The sequence below is a fragment of the Nostoc sp. UIC 10630 genome, from assembly GCF_010747425.1.
Lineage (GTDB): Bacteria > Cyanobacteriota > Cyanobacteriia > Cyanobacteriales > Nostocaceae > Nostoc.
Genome location: NZ_JAAGOG010000102.1, coordinates 1 through 16,441 on the forward strand (window position 1 = coordinate 1; position 16,441 = coordinate 16,441).

At 41.2% G+C, this 16,441-nt stretch carries 18 protein-coding genes and 1 pseudogene; 12 read left to right on the forward strand and 7 right to left on the reverse strand.

Annotation, left to right across the window (positions count from 1 at the left end):
• Positions 1–389, reverse strand: a pseudogene (locus G1O98_RS21865) (photosystem II q(b) protein); the annotation flags it as partial.
• Between the two features lie 26 nt (positions 390–415).
• Between G1O98_RS21865 and G1O98_RS21870 the strand changes: the two are divergent.
• Both G1O98_RS21870 and G1O98_RS21875 read left to right on the forward strand, forming a co-directional pair.
• Entirely contained in the window at positions 416–601 is a 186-nt protein-coding gene (locus G1O98_RS21870; protein WP_163931726.1) for a hypothetical protein, read from the forward strand.
• A 466-nt stretch (positions 602–1,067) separates the two neighbouring features.
• Positions 1,068–1,430 (forward strand): DUF2237 domain-containing protein, encoded by a 363-nt coding sequence (locus G1O98_RS21875; RefSeq protein WP_163931730.1) that lies wholly within the window; start codon positions 1,068–1,070, stop codon positions 1,428–1,430.
• 32 nt (positions 1,431–1,462) lie between these two features.
• Here the strand turns inward: G1O98_RS21875 and G1O98_RS21880 are convergent, their stop codons facing one another.
• Both G1O98_RS21880 and G1O98_RS21885 read right to left on the reverse strand, forming a co-directional pair.
• Positions 1,463–3,505, reverse strand: coding sequence for a response regulator (locus tag G1O98_RS21880; protein WP_163931732.1), 2,043 nt, complete (start codon positions 3,503–3,505; stop codon positions 1,463–1,465).
• Positions 3,506–3,509: 4 nt separating this feature from the next.
• A complete protein-coding gene (locus G1O98_RS21885; RefSeq protein ID WP_163931735.1) occupies positions 3,510–4,082 on the reverse strand; it encodes a chemotaxis protein CheB in 573 nt (190 codons plus the stop codon).
• 631 nt (positions 4,083–4,713) lie between these two features.
• Here G1O98_RS21885 and G1O98_RS21890 point away from each other — a divergent pair.
• From G1O98_RS21890 to G1O98_RS21910, 5 genes are all read left to right on the forward strand, one after another.
• A complete protein-coding gene (locus tag G1O98_RS21890) occupies positions 4,714–5,214 on the forward strand; it encodes a DUF2231 domain-containing protein (protein ID WP_109010708.1) in 501 nt (166 codons plus the stop codon).
• Positions 5,211–5,828 carry a DUF2231 domain-containing protein gene (locus tag G1O98_RS21895; protein WP_163931738.1) on the forward strand — a complete coding sequence of 206 codons (618 nt, stop codon included), beginning with the start codon at positions 5,211–5,213 and terminating at the stop codon, positions 5,826–5,828. The genes G1O98_RS21890 and G1O98_RS21895 overlap by 4 nt, the downstream gene beginning before the upstream one ends.
• Positions 5,829–5,928: 100 nt before the next feature.
• Complete coding sequence (locus tag G1O98_RS21900; protein WP_163931792.1) at positions 5,929–6,855, forward strand: cytochrome c oxidase subunit II; 927 nt, start codon at positions 5,929–5,931, stop codon at positions 6,853–6,855.
• 13 nt (positions 6,856–6,868) lie between these two features.
• Positions 6,869–8,530: a cytochrome c oxidase subunit I gene (ctaD, locus tag G1O98_RS21905; protein ID WP_163931741.1), complete on the forward strand. Its 1,662-nt coding sequence runs from the start codon at positions 6,869–6,871 to the stop codon at positions 8,528–8,530.
• A 92-nt stretch (positions 8,531–8,622) separates the two neighbouring features.
• A complete protein-coding gene (locus G1O98_RS21910) occupies positions 8,623–9,225 on the forward strand; it encodes a heme-copper oxidase subunit III (protein ID WP_163931744.1) in 603 nt (200 codons plus the stop codon).
• A 40-nt stretch (positions 9,226–9,265) separates the two neighbouring features.
• Here G1O98_RS21910 and G1O98_RS21915 read toward each other — a convergent pair whose 3' ends face one another.
• The 3 genes from G1O98_RS21915 to G1O98_RS21925 form a co-directional block, all read right to left on the reverse strand.
• The gene (locus G1O98_RS21915; RefSeq protein ID WP_163931747.1) at positions 9,266–10,045 is read right to left on the reverse strand and encodes a hypothetical protein; all 780 of its coding nucleotides are present in this window, start codon (positions 10,043–10,045) and stop codon (positions 9,266–9,268) included.
• Positions 10,046–10,219: 174 nt separating this feature from the next.
• Positions 10,220–11,056, reverse strand: a complete 837-nt coding sequence (locus G1O98_RS21920; RefSeq protein WP_163931796.1) for a protein-glutamate O-methyltransferase CheR — start codon at positions 11,054–11,056, stop codon at positions 10,220–10,222.
• A gap of 221 nt (positions 11,057–11,277) precedes the next feature.
• Positions 11,278–11,814 carry a hypothetical protein gene (locus G1O98_RS21925; protein WP_163931750.1) on the reverse strand — a complete coding sequence of 179 codons (537 nt, stop codon included), beginning with the start codon at positions 11,812–11,814 and terminating at the stop codon, positions 11,278–11,280.
• 805 nt (positions 11,815–12,619) lie between these two features.
• On the opposite strand from G1O98_RS21925, the gene G1O98_RS21930 reads away from it, so the two are divergent.
• The 4 genes from G1O98_RS21930 (at position 12,620) to G1O98_RS21945 (ending at position 14,734) form a co-directional block, all read left to right on the forward strand.
• Positions 12,620–13,360, forward strand: coding sequence for a DUF2993 domain-containing protein (locus G1O98_RS21930; RefSeq protein WP_163931753.1), 741 nt, complete (start codon positions 12,620–12,622; stop codon positions 13,358–13,360).
• Between the two features lie 27 nt (positions 13,361–13,387).
• A complete protein-coding gene (locus tag G1O98_RS21935; protein WP_163931756.1) occupies positions 13,388–13,939 on the forward strand; it encodes a DUF2231 domain-containing protein in 552 nt (183 codons plus the stop codon).
• 173 nt (positions 13,940–14,112) lie between these two features.
• Positions 14,113–14,529 (forward strand): DUF2809 domain-containing protein, encoded by a 417-nt coding sequence (locus tag G1O98_RS21940; protein ID WP_163931759.1) that lies wholly within the window; start codon positions 14,113–14,115, stop codon positions 14,527–14,529.
• Positions 14,507–14,734 carry a DUF167 domain-containing protein gene (locus G1O98_RS21945; RefSeq protein WP_163931762.1) on the forward strand — a complete coding sequence of 76 codons (228 nt, stop codon included), beginning with the start codon at positions 14,507–14,509 and terminating at the stop codon, positions 14,732–14,734. The genes G1O98_RS21940 and G1O98_RS21945 overlap by 23 nt, the downstream gene beginning before the upstream one ends.
• Positions 14,735–14,835: 101 nt before the next feature.
• On the opposite strand, the gene G1O98_RS21950 is transcribed toward G1O98_RS21945, so the two are convergent.
• Positions 14,836–15,447: a glutathione S-transferase family protein gene (locus G1O98_RS21950; RefSeq protein WP_163931766.1), complete on the reverse strand. Its 612-nt coding sequence runs from the start codon at positions 15,445–15,447 to the stop codon at positions 14,836–14,838.
• 198 nt (positions 15,448–15,645) lie between these two features.
• Between G1O98_RS21950 and G1O98_RS21955 the strand changes: the two genes are divergently transcribed.
• On the forward strand, positions 15,646–16,353 hold the full coding sequence (locus G1O98_RS21955) for an SOS response-associated peptidase (RefSeq protein WP_163931769.1): 708 nt from the start codon (positions 15,646–15,648) through the stop codon (positions 16,351–16,353).
• Positions 16,354–16,441: the final 88 nt, after the last annotated feature.

Sequence of the window (16,441 nt, forward strand, 5' to 3'; positions counted from 1 at the left end):
TCACGACCTAAGTAGCAGAATACGCCAATCAGGAAGTGGAAAATTACCAATTGGTAAGGACCGCCGTTATACAACCATTCGTCTAAGGATGCTGCTTCCCAAATTGGGTAGAAGTGCAAGCCGATAGCGTTGGAGGAAGGGACAACTGCACCAGAGATGATGTTGTTTCCGTAGATCAAGGAACCTGCTACTGGTTCGCGGATACCATCGATGTCTACTGGAGGTGCGGCGATGAAGGCGATTACGAAGCAAGCGGTGGCAGCTAGCAAGGTGGGGATCATGACTACGCCGAACCAGCCGATGTAGATGCGGTTGTTGGTGCTGGTGATCCATTCACAGAATCGATCCCATACGTTAGCGCTTGAGCGCTGTTGTAAGGTTGTTGTCATTGTTTTATAAGTGCGGTTAGTGATTTATGAATCAGGCAATTTCGTTTTCGCCTGTGAATACACTTTACAATGCTTTACAATTTTTAATCAACTATTTCACTTTTGTAAACCTGATGGAACTCATCAGCTTTGCTTATCAACAGCAAGCCACTAGATATTATGTAGAAATTCTGATTTTATTGCCTATTGATCTGGGAACAATAGCTTTGTAGATTACCGCTATTCCAAAAAAAATTAACCCTCGGCTTACCACTGGGGGTTTTTTCTGTTTGGCAAAATGGCATATCTATAAATTAGGCCGTTGCTATGGTATTTGAGTAGGATACATTCCATGCGAAAAAGTACTGACTTGCATTACCCCTGGCTAACTACCAGGGGTTTTTATTGGAACTTTTACTGAGATATTGCAGCATTCCCAATAACCGTAAGATTAGGAGCTTAGGGACTTCCAGTAAAAAAACATCCCATCCCTGCGTTTGGTTAGGGGCGCAAGGCCTTGCGCCCCTAGAAATATACAAATAATTTTGGATAATTTATTTTTTGGAAGTCCCCTAATATAAGTTGATTTTAGAATTTCGTGCTTTTCTGAATTAATCAGGGATAGCGATTTTTATTTAACTAGGGAAGTGTCAATATAGGCTTATATCAAAGTGAAAAATTAAGTGCAATAAATTAACGATGATAGAAGCTAAAAATGTAATTGGTGGAAACCTAGAAGCTTGCTGCACTTCTCCCATGACTGGATTTTACCGCGATGGTTTTTGTCGCACAGGTGGTCAGGATTTCGGGTCGCACGTCGTATGTGCCGAAGTGACCATAGAATTCCTGGAGTTCACGAAATTGCGGGGGAACGACTTAAGCACACCTGTTCCTGATTTTAATTTTCCTGGATTGAAGCCTGGCGATCGCTGGTGTTTGTGTGCTTCTCGCTGGCAAGAAGCTCTCGAAGCTGGTGTTGCTCCACCCGTCATTCTCTCTGCAACCCATGCTAGAGCTTTGGAAGTGGTTTCTTTAGACGAACTGAGAAAAAATGCCGTTTAATTCTGAATTTTCTCCCATTCCCCAGTTCAAAATCAACTTACTGGAACTTGAACAGATAGCTTTAATACACTGGCAACCATAGCAATCAATTTAGTGGGGTCTATTGGCTTAGATAAATGCTGCTGAAACCCTGCTGCAAGCGCTTCTAAGCGGTCTTCTTCTCGGGTGTACGCTGTTAAAGCGATGGCTGGCATACATCCACCTTTTTCTGGTTCTAAAGAGCGCAGTTTCCGAATTAGTGTATAGCCATCTTGCTCCGACATACCGATGTCGCTAATCAGGATATCTGCTTTTGCTTGCTCAAGTACTGCTAATGCTTCATCAACTGATGCTACCGCAGTGGCGATCGCTCCATACTCTTCAAACATAAAACTGAGAAAGTTACGGGTATCTGCTTCGTCATCTACAACTAAAACTTTTAATCCAGCAAGCGGTGTCGATGCCACAGAGGAAGAAATTCCTCCTGTGGCTTCTCTATTTTCCCTATTCCCCCGATTGTCATGTAGCAGTGGTAGTCTCACAGTAAAGGTTGCTCCCTGTCCACTGCCTTGACTTTGGGCAGATATTGTACCTTTATGTAGTTCCACTAAATGACGGACGATTGCTAACCCTAGTCCTAGTCCATTATGCGATCGCGTTGTGGTGCTGTCTGCTTGCCGGAAACGCTCAAATACTTTCGGTAAGAACTCAGAACTGATGCCTATACCCGTATCAATAACTTGAATTTGGGCATATTTTTGAGTTGTTTGTTCTTCACTACAGACTATTGACAGATTCACTTCGACTCTGCCGCCCTTGGGGGTAAACTTAATGGCATTGGTTAGTAGATTCCATACTATTTGTTGTAACCGCGCTGGATCGCCATAAACTGAACCTACTGAAGTATCTAAGATAGTATTTAATTGAATCTCTTTTGGCTCTGCTAGGGGACGCACTGCTTCTAAAGCTGCCTCCATGACTGAGATGAGATTCACCGCAGAGACATTTAATCGCAATTGTCCACGGATAATTCGAGATACATCTAAGATATCCTCAATTAGTTGCATCTGAGAGATAGCATTGCGTTCAATGGCCTCTAGGGCGCGGGAAGTGGCTTTGTCGTCAAGTTTCTTAGAACGTAGAATTTTTGACCAACCCAGCATCGAGGTGAGGGGTGTACGAAGTTCATGGGAAAGAACGGCAAGAAACTCATCTTTCATTCGATTTGCGGCTTCTGCTTCTTGCCTTGCGGTCTGTTCTCTAATTACTTGAGCGCGGACTTCTTCTGCTTGCTTGCGTTCAGTAATATCTTCGAGAGTGCCTACATATCCCAGCAATTCCCCTTGACCGGAAAGCATTGGTGATGAGCGAACCTGAACCCAACGAATGATGCCTTGAGCAGTTTGAAAGCGAAACTCTTCAGAGTAGTCACGACCTTCACAAATGTAGTTAGACCAACTAGCAACTGCTCGTTCTCTATCTTCTGGATGGACAGATTCTAGCCAGCTTTTTTCTAAACTCTCTGTCGCTTTCAAACCACAAATTATTTGATAGCGAGGATTAGTATACCTACATCCTCCTTCAGTATCAATTTCAAAAATGCCGACGGGTGAACAAGTACTTAGCGATCGCAATCGTTCTTCACTTTGCCTGAGTTCCGCATTCATAGCTACCAGTTGTGCAGCTTGTTGCTTGACAGCTTCTGTTTTCTTAAATAGTTCTACAAATACTGTGACTTTCGAAGTCAAAATATTGGGGTCTAATGGTTTGAGTAAATAATCAACTGCACCCAAGGCATAGCCTTTAAACAGCATTTGGTCGCTGGTGCTAAAGGCAGTAAGAAAGATAATTGGAGTGTGACGCGATCGCCCCCGATTGCGAATCAAGGTTGCAGTTTCAAAGCCATCCATCCCTGGCATTTGCACATCTAGCAAAATCACTGCAAAGTCTTGATGTAGCAGACACCTCAAAGCTTCTTCCCCAGAAGTAGCTCTTACCAGATTCTCTCCCAGTTTTTCCAGGATTGCTTCTAGTGCTAGCAAATTTTCTAGTTTGTCATCCACTAGGAGGATGTTTACTTTGGGTTCCATCTGCATGGGTTTATTTCCGTGATGAGTGACAGAGCTTGACCATTTGGGAAGCTATGTTTGAGAGTGTCAAAATCCAGTCTACTGTAACAGCAGAAATTGCTGCTTCTGGCATAATATCGCTCTCAGCTGTAGTAGGTTCCTGTACGATAGTTATTCCTCCCCGCGCTTTTATTTTCTTAAGACCTTGCATACCATCTTGATTTGCTCCTGTCAATATTACACCAATAACTTGCTCAGTGTAGACATCGGCTGCTGACTCAAACAACACATCGATAGATGGTCTGGCATAAGAAACTGGCTCATCAGTCGAAAGGGCAAAGTGACCTGGTTCAACCAGTAAGTGATAATCTGCTGGAGCTAGATAGATATGTCCTGGAAGGATTTCGTCTTTGTCTTCCACTTCTCGAATCGGCAGTGAAGTAAATTCTTGCAATAATTCCTGGAGTGTGCCGTTAGATTCCTTGTGACGGTGTTGCACGATCGCGATCGGCACTATGAAGTCTGCTGGTAACTTCCCCAGAATAATTTTTAATGCCGATAATCCGCCTAAAGAAGTACCAATCACCACAATTTTAAACGACACTTGTTTCGTCCTCACACTTGTAGAATGCGGGTTTCAATCTTAGTGTGATTTTATGGCTCATAAAATCCTTTCAGCTTTCTCCCCTAACACCACAGATACTAACTTACCTTGATTCGCATTTATACCAACTAATCAAAATTATATATTTTTGTCATCAACATTACAATTAAAGATTTTTTCATTGTGAAATATTTAACAGAAAAATATTAACATTTAGGGTTTTTAAAATATTTATCTATGCCAGAATTGCTACATTATAAAAATACTTTTTTGCTAAACAAAGAACTTTTAAAATTTAAATTATTATTGCTTTGACAATTCATAAAAATTTACTTAAGCTAAAGGATAGGTTAAGCAAATCAACAAACAACAGCAATTTAGTTTAGCTCCATCAAGAATTGCTGTTGCAGACTATTGGCATGAGGAAATTAATCATCATCAAAATTATTCCCTGTCGGCAAGCTCACTAGATTTAGCTGCAAAAAGCTAAGACATGATTAAGCGTATTGCACCGCGCACATATTGAACATATTTCGGTCAATTATCGATGGATACTTGTGGTGATATTAGTAAGTATCTATCAATCATGGAAGTTTGACCACAGTGCGGTAGATATGTCCAGGAGAAGACAATGCTTGAGTATTTTACATCTTTGAACGACCACAATTTGCCCTATCCAGATACGATTCATCCCATCGTTGTCCACTTCGTAATTGCGATGGTATTGTTTTCCTTTTTCTGTGACGTAGTTGGCTATTTTACTGGTAAATCCAGTCTTTTTGAGGTGAGTTGGTGGAACATGTTAGTTGCCACGATCGCCATCTTCGTGGCGATTATTTTTGGTCAGTTTGAAGCGGGTTTAGCACAGCCTTACAGCCTAGCTAAATCAGTGCTGAACTTGCATACGCTGATTGGTTGGTCACTTTCGGGAATCATCACAGCGATTACAGCTTGGCGCTATGTAATTCGTGCCCGCAACCCGCAAAAAATATCAATTTATTATTTGGGAGCCGGACTAGTTTTAACTTTGATAGTTGGCTTGCAAGTATATCTCGGAGATGAACTTGTTTGGGTCTATGGATTGCATACAGTGCCAGTTGTGGAAGCAGTAAAGGATGGTCTGTTGCGATGAACTCAGAATTAATTGATCAATTAAGCGGCTCTTTAGGCGCAAACGGATTACCTTACACAATTCCCATTCATCCCAACTTAGTCCATCTGACAATAGGTTTGTTCATCATTGGAATGACCTTTGATATTGTCGGTGTTCTGTTCCCCTTTGAAAAATGGGTCTTCAAATTTTTAGCAATTACTGTGGAACGTCAGAACTTATTTGATGTTGGCTGGTACAACATGCTAGCTGCCAGCATCATCACATTTTTCACAGTGGCAGCAGGCTTTTATGAAATGCTGTTGGCAACACCACCAGCTGATATGAAAAGTGCCTGGGGATTGCAGGCAATGGAAACTATGCTTTGGCATGGTGTGGGTGGTGTGTTCTTATTAGCGCTGATTGTTGTCTTGACCATCTGGAGAGGATGGCAGCGCTTCATTTGGGCCAAACAAGAATATAAACAGACAGATAGAGAAGTGCAATGGATCTATCTGTTGGCAGGCATAGCAATCATGTTCATTCTGTACGTCCACGGGACACTAGGGGCACAAATGGCTGCCGAGTTTGGCGTACACAATACAGCAGATAATTTGCTGCGATCGCACCAAGACCTCAACACAACACTCAAATAGTCATTTGTCAATTGTCCTTTGTTTAAAGTTACTAACCATCGACCAATGACCAATGACCAATGACTAATGACCAATGACCAATGACTAATGACCAATGACCATGAAAATCCAGAAGATTTTAAATATTTTGACGCTGCTTACAGGCGCGATCGCAGTGACTGTTACGAGTCTCTGGATCGGGAAGCAGGCTTACTCCTGGCTTCCCCCCCAAGCAGCAGCCGAATCCCTACTAATTGATGATTTGATTAGCTTCTTAGTAACCCTCGGTTCCTTCATCTTCTTGGGAGTCACAAGTACTCTGATGTATTCTGTGATCTTCCATCGGGCAGTCAAAGATGACTTCACTGACGGCCCCCCAATTGAAGGTAATATCACCTTAGAAGTTGTCTGGACAGCAATTCCCATTTTGTTAGTGTTGTGGATTGCGGGCTACAGCTACCAAGTTTACGAACAAATGGGGATTCAAGGCCCATCGGAAATAGTTCACCTGCATAATCCATTGGGAATGGAATCAGCTTATGCAGAACCAAAAGATTCACCAGCTAACGCTTTAGCGGAACCTGTAGAAAAAATCGACGTACTAGCTAAACAGTGGGCGTGGGTTTTTCATTACCCAGAAAGAGATATTACCAGTACGGAATTGCATTTACCTAGCGATCGCCGGATACGTTTAGCACTGAAATCCCAAGACGTTCTCCACGGCTTTTATATACCTGCATTTCGCCTCAAGCAGGATATTATTCCCAACCATGCGATCGACTTTGAATTTACTCCCATCCGCATCGGCAAGTACCGATTGACCGATTCTCAATATAGCGGTACATACTTTGCGACGATGCAGGCGAATGTGGTTGTCGAATCTCCTGAAGATTATCAGCAGTGGCTAGCACAAGCTGCAACCCAAAAGCCATCCGTTGCAAAAAATCAGGCAGCTTCTGAATATGCCCAAACATCCAATCAATCAGTCCAAACTGGTTGGGTTACAGTTCCACCTGCTGCACCTCCTCTAGTCAATTCACCTGGTTGAAAGGAAAGTAACCATGACTAATGTTCCTATTGAAGGTATTCTTCTCCCTGATGAGAAGCATAACCACGAATCTCCAACTAATTGGAAAGAATACTTCAGCTTTAGTACTGACCACAAGGTAATTGGTATCCAGTATCTCGTTACCTCATTTTTCTTCTTTCTCATCGGCGGTATCTTTGCGATGGTGATGCGGGGAGAACTGATGACACCCGAATCAGATTTAGTCGATCGCACCGTCTACAACGGTATGTTCACCATGCACGGCACTGTGATGCTGTTTTTGTGGACATTTCCCTCATTGGTTGGTTTTGCCAACTATTTAGTACCCCTGATGATTGGGGCGCGAGATATGGCATTTCCCCGTCTCAACGCCGTCGCCTTTTGGATGGTGCCAGTAGTCGGAATTATCATGATGGGTAGCTTTTTTGTCCCTGGTGGCCCAGCCCAAGCCGGTTGGTGGTCTTATCCGCCAGTCAGTCTTCAGAATCCCACAGGTAATTTGATTAATGGGCAAGTTCTCTGGCTCTTAGCGGTAGCAATATCCGGCGTATCCTCAATTATGGGCGCAGTGAACTTTGTCACCACAATCGTGAAGATGAGGGCCCCAGGAATGGGTTTCTTCAAAATGCCCTTGTTTGTCTGGGCAGTATTTAGCGCCCAAATCATCCAACTATTCGGACTACCTGCATTGACAGCTGGTGCGGTGATGCTGCTACTCGACCTCACAGCAGGAACTGCCTTTTTCGACCCCGCCAAGGGTGGTAATCCAGTAATGTTTGAGCATTACTTCTGGTTCTACTCCCACCCCGCCGTTTACGTGATTATTTTGCCCATCTTCGGCATTTTCTCGGAAATCTTTCCAGTTTATTCACGTAAACCCTTATTTGGTTACAAAGTAGTTGCCGTTTCATCCATTTTGATTGCCGTAGTTAGCGGCATTGTTTGGGTACACCACATGTATGTCAGTGGTACACCCGGCTGGATGCGGTTGATTTTCATGCTGACGACAATGTTTGTATCTGTCCCCACAGGAATTAAAGTATTTGCTTGGGTAGCAACTATTTGGGGCGGTAAACTGCGGTTAAATACCCCCATGCTGTTTGCCTTGGGTGCATTAATCATGTTTGTCTTCGCTGGCATCACAGGCATCATGCTTTCCTCAGTGCCAGTTGATGTCCACGTTAACAATACCTACTTTGTGGTGGGACACTTCCACTACGTCCTTTACGGCACCGTGACGATGGGCTTATATGCTGCCATCTACCACTGGTTCCCCAAAATGACTGGGCGGATGTACTCCGAAAGCTGGGGTAAAATCCACTTCTGGTTAGCCTTCATCGGCACCAACCTCAACTTTTTGCCCATGCACCCATTAGGATTGCAAGGAATGTTACGTCGAGTCGCTTCCTACGCCCCAGAGTACACATTTTGGAATATCATCGCTAGCCTCGGCGGATTTCTCTTAGGAATGTCCACCTTGCCCTTCATATTCAACATGGTGATTTCTTGGATGCAAGGCGAGAAAGCACCCGCTAACCCTTGGAGAGCAATCGGACTTGAGTGGTTAGTTTCTTCACCCCCCCCAGTAGAAAACTTTGAAGAAATCCCCATCATCATCTCCGAACCCTACGGCTACGGAAAATCAGAACCCTTAACAGCCAACCTCCCAGAATAAACGCATCGGGAAGACGCAAAAACCTTCCGCGTACTTCTGCGCTTCCCTCCGCGTTCCTTTGCGTTTCAAATTCCCCTCAAACCAAAAGCAAAATGGACAGTTATATTAATTCAGATGAATTGCACCACACAGCCGCAGAACATACGCACGACGAAGAAGGCAACAAGATGTTTGGCTTCATTGTCTTCCTCCTCTCAGAAAGCGTTATTTTCTTGAGTTTTTTCGCCGGATATGCAATTTACAAAACAACAACTCCTAACTGGCTACCAGCTGGTGTTTCGGGGCTAGAAGTAAAAGAACCGACAATCAACACGATAATTCTTGTCGCTAGTAGTTTTGTGATTTACTTAGCAGAACGTGCCCTGCAACGCCATGACTTAGTAAAATTTCGCCTGTTTCTCTTGACAACAATGGCGATGGGTACTTACTTTTTGGTTGGGCAGGCGATTGAATGGAACGGCCTCGATTTTGGTTTCACCACAGGAGTATTTGGCGGAACGTTTTACCTGCTAACAGGTTTCCACGGTTTGCACGTTTTCACCGGCATTCTGTTGCAGTCGATTATTTTGGTACGTTCTTTCATTCCTGGCAATTACGACACAGGCCACTTCGGCGTGAACGCGACTTCGTTATTCTGGCACTTCGTCGATGTCATCTGGATTATTTTGTTTATCCTCATCTACGTTTGGCAGTAAATAAGTTGAGGGAGAAATTTCTCCCTCAACTTATTTCTCTTTACACTAAATAACTCGTATTTGGCACGATCGCAAAAAAGGCATACTCATACCAAGCAGTCCAAATAAAACTGCGAATCCATCGCTGACGCTTTTCGGGACTCAATTCATATTCAAAGGCCCCACGAGATACATCAATGGAAGATAGGTGAGAGTTGCAACCGCAGCCGTGTTGATAAGTAAAACCGTATTTAGAAGCAATACTTTGCACCTTCATCTGAATCGCAAACACCTTACCTGCATGGAGTATGGCATCCCAAGAACGTTTGTGTTCGATATCGCGAGGGTCAAATCTTAAGGCGCGTTCTTCAAAAACATGATCGCGGTAAATGGGTGCTAGATGCACATGATAGAAACTGGCAGGTAGTTCATAACCAAATTCGTTGAATAAATCTATCCCAATGCGAGCCACTTTTACTTCATCAGCATAAGCTGCCCCCTTGGACTCCACATCACGGAGAATTTCTGCAAAGTTCGGATAGCTGTCTTTGAGAAAGTCTTGCCCAAAAAACTCTAGGGTTTCCCATGCTAGTTGTGCAAAAAGCTGAGAGAATGAGGGTATCAAGTGAGCTAGTTGGGGGCGATCACTAAATAAGTCAACGTCACCATGCTGTAATTTATATAGGAACAACTGTGCCATCTCAACATAGCTTTGGGGATGAGAAAGTCCGACACTCGTGGTTCCTCTAGCAATCTCTTGCCATATAGAAGGTAATTGAGAAACGTGAACCGCATTTTCTCCGGCAATGACTGCAACAGGAGGACATTCGAGAAGCTGCATCGACAATCTCCTTTAAGACTTTAATGTGTAATTTACCTTAACCAATAGCTAAGTGTATCTTCTGAACACAATTAAAAATGTTTTACAGACTGTCTTTTGACAGAATTGTAACTTTATTCTACAATTTAAAATCAAAAAATTTTACTTCATATAGTAGTTAAAACAGCTTGAATTTTAAGCACCAGCTATTTTTTTATATAGTTTCTCACCTTTGACTATCTCTTCATAGTGCTGTTCATAAGAGGTGAACCTGATAGATTCTTGTTTTCCTAAACCCAAAATTCCAAAGGTGCAGAGGCTATTATAAAATAGTTGGTGTACGCGCTTTTGAAGTGCTTGATTGAAATAGATGAGAACATTACGACAAAGAATAACATTAAATTCATTAAAAGAACTGTCAGTTGCTAAATTATGCTGGGCAAACACAACATTTTCTCTGAGAGATGAGCGAAAAATAGCATTGTCATAAGCTGCGGTATAATATTCTGAAAACGACTTCTTGCCGCCTGCTTTCAGGTAAAGATGAGTATATTCCTGCATCAATTTTAGAGAAAAAATACCACTTCTAGCATTTTGTAATACCCTTTCATTAGTATCAGTTGCATATATCCGGCAACGGTGATAAAGCCCTTCTTCTTGTAGTAGAATTGCCATTGAATAGACTTCTTCACCCGTAGAACATCCAGCGTGCCAGATGCGAATAAACGGATAGGTTTGCAAGAAGGGGACAACTTGATTTCTGAAGGTATTATAAAAGCTCGGATCGCGAAACATTGATGTTACATTCACAGTCAGAGCAAGCAAAAATCGTTCTAAATAAGCACGGTTGTGGAGTAAACGCTCTTGCAAAGCAGAAATATTAGCTAACCCCTCCAATTGCATGAAGCTTTGAATGCGGCGCTTGAGTGAAGAAAGAGCATAATCGCGGAAGTCATAGCCGTAATACTGATATACCCCTTCCAAGAGAAGATGTATTTCGATATCCTCCAAGGTAGGTTTAGGCAAAGTCATAGTACGAATTAGCATATATGCTGAACCAGCTATTTGAATATGCTGGCAATACAAAGAGTTAAGGTGCTTGGAGTTAATCAAACAACTGTTTTCCAAAACGCCTTATGGATCAAAAATTATTCACATTCTAGGCTGCTAGAGTTTTTAGAACTCAAGTGTATCTTACGCCTAAAATAGCTTGCTGGATCTATTAAATTTGATAATGGTGCTAATTATGGGTTTCAGTTTAACTTAATTGCTGTCATTGCTAAAACAGCGATCGCTATTATTGAAATCCCAGCTAGCCATCTAACCTGAGAACGCAGATTTTTAATCTCTTGGCTAAGATTTTCAGTCGGTGGTAAGGGATATGGTTGAAGTTCTGCAACTTCAACAGCTACTTGTTGAGGTATGTTTTGGGTACTTCTAAAAGTTACCTGGGTGTGTAGCCAATTAGTAATCAGTTGCGGACAGTTTTTCTTAAACCAATTGAAAGCCAAAGTTCTAAAAACTGGTTTGGACATTCGGGCAATTAATTTCATTACCCTGTTTAAAGGCTTCATGCGAAGCTTTTGGTTGATTAGATTGACTGAACCAACATCATAGAGACAATCCAGAATTAGTTTGATAGTGGCTTCTTCACTGTTAATTAAGTTTTGCAGCAAAAGGAGAACGTCATGTATCCGCTCTGCTTCAATAACCTTTTCTGCCAATGTTTCTGGAGTGTTTACTGAAGGACTTACGGTTGTATTTAGGGCGTTTTGTCTTACTATCGTCATATTGGTAACATAGCAGCCATAATAAAGCCAGTACACCTATCTACCGAGAGAAAGATTTTTTATCTAGAGAGAGAATGTAAAAGCTAAAAGTTGTTTGCGAGATATATCACTACATCGTCTCTGGAAAAAAGCTATTTGTCTAGTTCCTATGAATCTTTTATCGACTTCTTTTTATAACAAATCGCAGAGACACAGAGGACGCACAGCAGGAGAAGGCAAAAGGGGAGAATCTCAGCCTAAAAATGGAAATATCTATCAAGCTTGCTATGACAAGTCAGATTGCTTCGCTTGATGCTGATTTTTTCGCTAAATGACGCTTTCCAGAATAGTTTGTATCAGCAAGAAGATAATTTTATTAACTTAGCACTTCATTTTATAATTGAAATTTTTTATAAAAAGGACAAATCGGCAAAATTCAAAGCCAAGATGGAAGAATATATTAATAATGGTGTTTAATTAGTAGGATGGTTGATTGATTATAAAAATCAACAAGCTTTAGCTTGTTGTGAAAATAGTTTAATTACTCCATATTCGGCTAAAGCAATATTAATTGGTGAAAGTTTTGTGCTTGTTTTCATCTATTATCTAACAAAATACGATAAATATAACGAAACTTTATACCAATTAAATATGAATATTTTCTAAATCAAGAAGCGTTTGAAATTAAAATAAACTATGTTCTTCTACTTTTAGATAGATAATAATTAAATCTATATTACCTCGCCAGATAGATAAAAATATGGTCTTAATTTATTAACTTATTTAAGTGCATGTTATTTAGCTATTTATAGGAGTTAATTTAATAATGCCAGAAAGTTCTGGATTAGGAGAGCAGGCGCTAAATAAAGCCGCAGAGATAGGCTTATCCAGCCAATTAGATGAAGCCGAAAACTTAGATGTAAACATTAAAACAGATCCGTTGAAACTAGTTCAGGGACAGGTAGATTCAGTCAGCGTTGAAGGCGAAGGTTTAGTAATGCAAAAAGACCTCCGTATGGAGGAATTAAAAATGCAAATGACTGACGTTGCCATAAACCCTCTGAGTGTGGCTTTCGGAAAAATCGAACTTACCCAACCTACTGAAGCTAATGCCCAGGTTGTGTTAACCGAAGCTGATATCAATCGCGCCTTTAACTCAGAATATGTGCGATCGCAGCTGCAAAGTCAAAAAATCCATGTTAACGGGCAATTGACGACTATTGAACCACAAAATGTAGAGTTTAGACTACCTGGTGATGGAAAAATAGCGCTTAATGCCAGTATAAAATTAGTAGAAACAGGTGAGAATCATCAAGTTGCTTTTTCTGCGATTCCTCAGATAAGCCATAATGGAAAAACAGTTTCTCTAGAAAATGTTGAATATGGCGAAAATGAAGAGATATCGCCAGATTTAACAAAATCTTTAATAGATGAAACTAGCGAGATTTTGAATTTGAGTAATTTTGATTTAGAGGGAATGAATCTACAAGTTAGGCAACTAAGAGCAGAAGTAGGCAAACTAACCCTACAAGCTGAAGCTTATATTGAACAAATCCCTTCTGCTTAAAAACTAATTAATTGAGGATACTAAATAATGGAAAGTACAGAAACAACGCAAACAAGTTCAACACCTTTTCCCAATATTCCACCAGTTATTGAAAGTAATGATAGTGAATATCGGGATACTGGCGTACCTAGCACAGTTGCGATCGCAGGACATCCCCTACATCCCCTGAGTGTGATCTTTCCCATCGCCTTTTTAGCCGCCGCCTTGGGAAGTGACATCGGCTACTGGTTAACTGGTGATTTCTTTTGGGCTAGGGCTTCGCTATGGTTAATCGGACTCGGATTAGCTGGAGGTTTACTCGCTGCTGCGATCGGTCTGAGCGACTTTTTGAAAATTGAACGAGTTCGCAAGCGCACCGCCGGTTGGGTGCATTTGATCCTTAACGTTTCTATCCTAGTTTTATCACTCGTCAACTTCCTCCTACGTTGGGGCGATGCTGAATCACGAATAGTTCCCTGGGGACTGTTAATTTCGCTCGTTGTTGGTACGCTGACCAGCGCTTCCGGCTGGTTCGGTGCCGAACTCTCCTATCGCCACAAAATCGGTGTAGTGGGCGCTGGTAGCAGAAGATATCCCTAACAAGACTTACGCAAACAATAGCCGAAAAAAGATTTTCAGGTAAGGGCAATTTATGAATTGCCTTTACAATCTGTAGTTTGACGTAAGTACTATTAATAAAATACAAAATTAGGAATTCTTAAGAAAGAGCAGTGTAGAGGCTAAAATTTTCCTTAGTCTTTAGCCTTCATAAAATGCTCGAATCTCGTAAACAAACAATATTGATTATTATTTCTATGCTCATCGTTGTACCGATGGGCCTTTTTTCTAAGTTTTACAGTGGGTCTGGTCATCAGTGGTTTAATGACTACGGAGGAGATATACTTTATGAAATATTTTGGTGTCTGTTTGCTTTTTGGTTGTTTAGAAGTCGGGCGGCCATAATCAAAATTCCTATATGGGTTTTTGTCATCACCTGTATACTAGAATTCTTACAACTTTGGCATCCGCCACTATTAAATGAAATTCGTGCCACCTTGATAGGTAAATTATTACTTGGCACTACTTTTGTATGGTGGGATTTTCCTCATTACGCATTGGGTTGTATTGTAGGTTGGTTATGGCTGCGACAATTATATAAAATGGGTTATGCAAAAAAAAGTCAAAGTTAAACCTAATTCAAAACAGCAAAAAATTGAAGAACAACCTGATGGTAGTCTGACTGTATATTTAAAATCGCCCCCAGTTGATGGTAAGGCTAATGAAGAGTTAATTAAACTTCTAGCAAAAAAATTTGATGTAGCCAAATCTAATATCAGAATCAAGTCGGGTTTATCCTCTCGTCAAAAGCTGATAGAAATTGATACAGGTACTTAGTTGATATTGAGTAATGTCTTCTTGAAAAACTTTACCTCTTTGTCAAGACAACCCCTAGCAGAGGCAATAAATGAGAGACACGATATTGTAAAATAAACTTTTTATACTTCTGTAATGCTGATATATCTTGGTTGAGCTTTGACTCTTTCTATCCAAGCTTGAATAGCAGAAAATGGTGTTAAATCAAACCCACCTTCGTCAGCTACATGAGTATAAGCAAACAAGGCAATATCAGCAATTGTGTAACGCTCTCCTACAAAAAAAGTGTTAGAGGTTAAATGTTTTTCCATCAAGCTAAGTGCTGCATAACCTGGTTCGCGTTTTTCCTTGATAGCTTCACTATATTCTTCAGTTTTACCTAAAATAGAAATCCAAAATCTTGATGTAGCAATGAAAGGTTCATGGCTATACTGTTCAAAAAATAACCATTGCAGCACTTGCGCTCGTAAAAAGCGGTCATAAGGCAAAAATTCTGTCCCTTCACTCAGATATACCAATATGGCATTTGATTCTGCTAAGTATTGCCCTGGCTCAATTTCTAGAATAGGTATCTTTCCGTTAGGATTCTTACTTAAAAATTCTGGTGTTCGAGTCTCGCCTTTCAAAATATTAAGCTCTACCCTTTCAAAAGGCATACCTAGTTGTGTGAATAAAAGACGTATCTTATAACCATTACCGGAAGGTAAAAAATCGTACAAACGCAGTAGTTCCATGCTAAAATGCAGTTATCAATATGTTGATAAGTGAAGGTTTAAAATACAATATCTTACCAAAATATTTTCCCAAAACCGGATAATTTCTTTTAAAATTTAGCTTTTTAGTGCTAAATAAAATTATCTGAAAAAATAAAAAAAATATTACTGATTTCTAGATTGAAATATTTAATTTAGTTAGTGGTTGGGAATAAAAGTATGTGTGGAAGATTTACTCTAAACCAGTCAGTAGAAGCTTTAGCCCAAGTTTTCCATGTCGAGCCAGTTCTAGATTTAGCAGCCAATTTTAATATCGCGCCTACCCAAATGGTGGCAACTGTGTTACAAAACCCCGAAAGCGAAAAGCGTGAATTTCAGCAGTTGCATTGGGGATTAATTCCCTCATGGGCAAAAGATGCAGGAATGGGAGCAAAGCTGATTAATGCTAGGGCAGAAACTGTTGCCGAAAAACCAGCTTTTCGTTCGGCTTTTAAACATCGCCGCTGTTTAGTGTTAGCCGATGGCTTTTATGAGTGGCAACGTCAAGAAGGTAAAAGTAAAAAGCAGCCGTTTTATTTTCGCCTTGAAGATGGACAACCCTTTGGCTTTGCAGGTTTATGGGAGAAATGGCGGTCGCCTGCTAACGAGGAAATAATCTCTTGTACAATTTTGACAACGGCAGCAAACGAATTACTTCAACCTATCCACGACCGGATGCCAGTGATTCTAGAGCCAAAAGATTACGATTTATGGCTAGATTCTCAAGTCCAAACACCCCAAACCCTACAGCAGCTATTGCGTCCCTATCCAGCGCCAGCAATGATTTCGTATCCAGTTAGCACCTTGGTAAACAACTCTCGGCATAATAGCCCAGAGTGCATCATCCCACTCAGTGAGGAGAAGACCCCCACAAATCAGTTAAATTAACTATTGAGCGTGCCAAGGGATTGGGAGATGAGGGAGATGAGGGAGATGAAGGAGCAGGGAGCAGGGGAGCAGGGGAGCAGAGGAGAAG

Coding starts and splice junctions, on each gene's coding strand:
- G1O98_RS21895 (WP_163931738.1), top strand. CDS start 5,211: ATGAACTCAGAATTAATTGATCAATTAAGCGGCTCTTTAGGCGCAAAC.
- G1O98_RS21930 (WP_163931753.1), top strand. CDS start 12,620: ATGCCAGAAAGTTCTGGATTAGGAGAGCAGGCGCTAAATAAAGCCGCA.
- G1O98_RS21875 (WP_163931730.1), top strand. CDS start 1,068: ATGATAGAAGCTAAAAATGTAATTGGTGGAAACCTAGAAGCTTGCTGC.
- G1O98_RS21900 (WP_163931792.1), top strand. CDS start 5,929: ATGAAAATCCAGAAGATTTTAAATATTTTGACGCTGCTTACAGGCGCG.
- G1O98_RS21945 (WP_163931762.1), top strand. CDS start 14,507: ATGCAAAAAAAAGTCAAAGTTAAACCTAATTCAAAACAGCAAAAAATT.
- G1O98_RS21870 (WP_163931726.1), top strand. CDS start 416: ATGAATCAGGCAATTTCGTTTTCGCCTGTGAATACACTTTACAATGCT.
- G1O98_RS21915 (WP_163931747.1), bottom strand. CDS start 10,045: ATGCAGCTTCTCGAATGTCCTCCTGTTGCAGTCATTGCCGGAGAAAAT.
- G1O98_RS21940 (WP_163931759.1), top strand. CDS start 14,113: ATGCTCGAATCTCGTAAACAAACAATATTGATTATTATTTCTATGCTC.
- G1O98_RS21880 (WP_163931732.1), bottom strand. CDS start 3,505: ATGCAGATGGAACCCAAAGTAAACATCCTCCTAGTGGATGACAAACTA.
- G1O98_RS21920 (WP_163931796.1), bottom strand. CDS start 11,056: ATGACTTTGCCTAAACCTACCTTGGAGGATATCGAAATACATCTTCTC.
- G1O98_RS21950 (WP_163931766.1), bottom strand. CDS start 15,447: ATGGAACTACTGCGTTTGTACGATTTTTTACCTTCCGGTAATGGTTAT.
- G1O98_RS21890 (WP_109010708.1), top strand. CDS start 4,714: ATGCTTGAGTATTTTACATCTTTGAACGACCACAATTTGCCCTATCCA.
- G1O98_RS21935 (WP_163931756.1), top strand. CDS start 13,388: ATGGAAAGTACAGAAACAACGCAAACAAGTTCAACACCTTTTCCCAAT.
- G1O98_RS21910 (WP_163931744.1), top strand. CDS start 8,623: ATGGACAGTTATATTAATTCAGATGAATTGCACCACACAGCCGCAGAA.
- G1O98_RS21955 (WP_163931769.1), top strand. CDS start 15,646: ATGTGTGGAAGATTTACTCTAAACCAGTCAGTAGAAGCTTTAGCCCAA.
- ctaD (WP_163931741.1), top strand. CDS start 6,869: ATGACTAATGTTCCTATTGAAGGTATTCTTCTCCCTGATGAGAAGCAT.
- G1O98_RS21925 (WP_163931750.1), bottom strand. CDS start 11,814: ATGACGATAGTAAGACAAAACGCCCTAAATACAACCGTAAGTCCTTCA.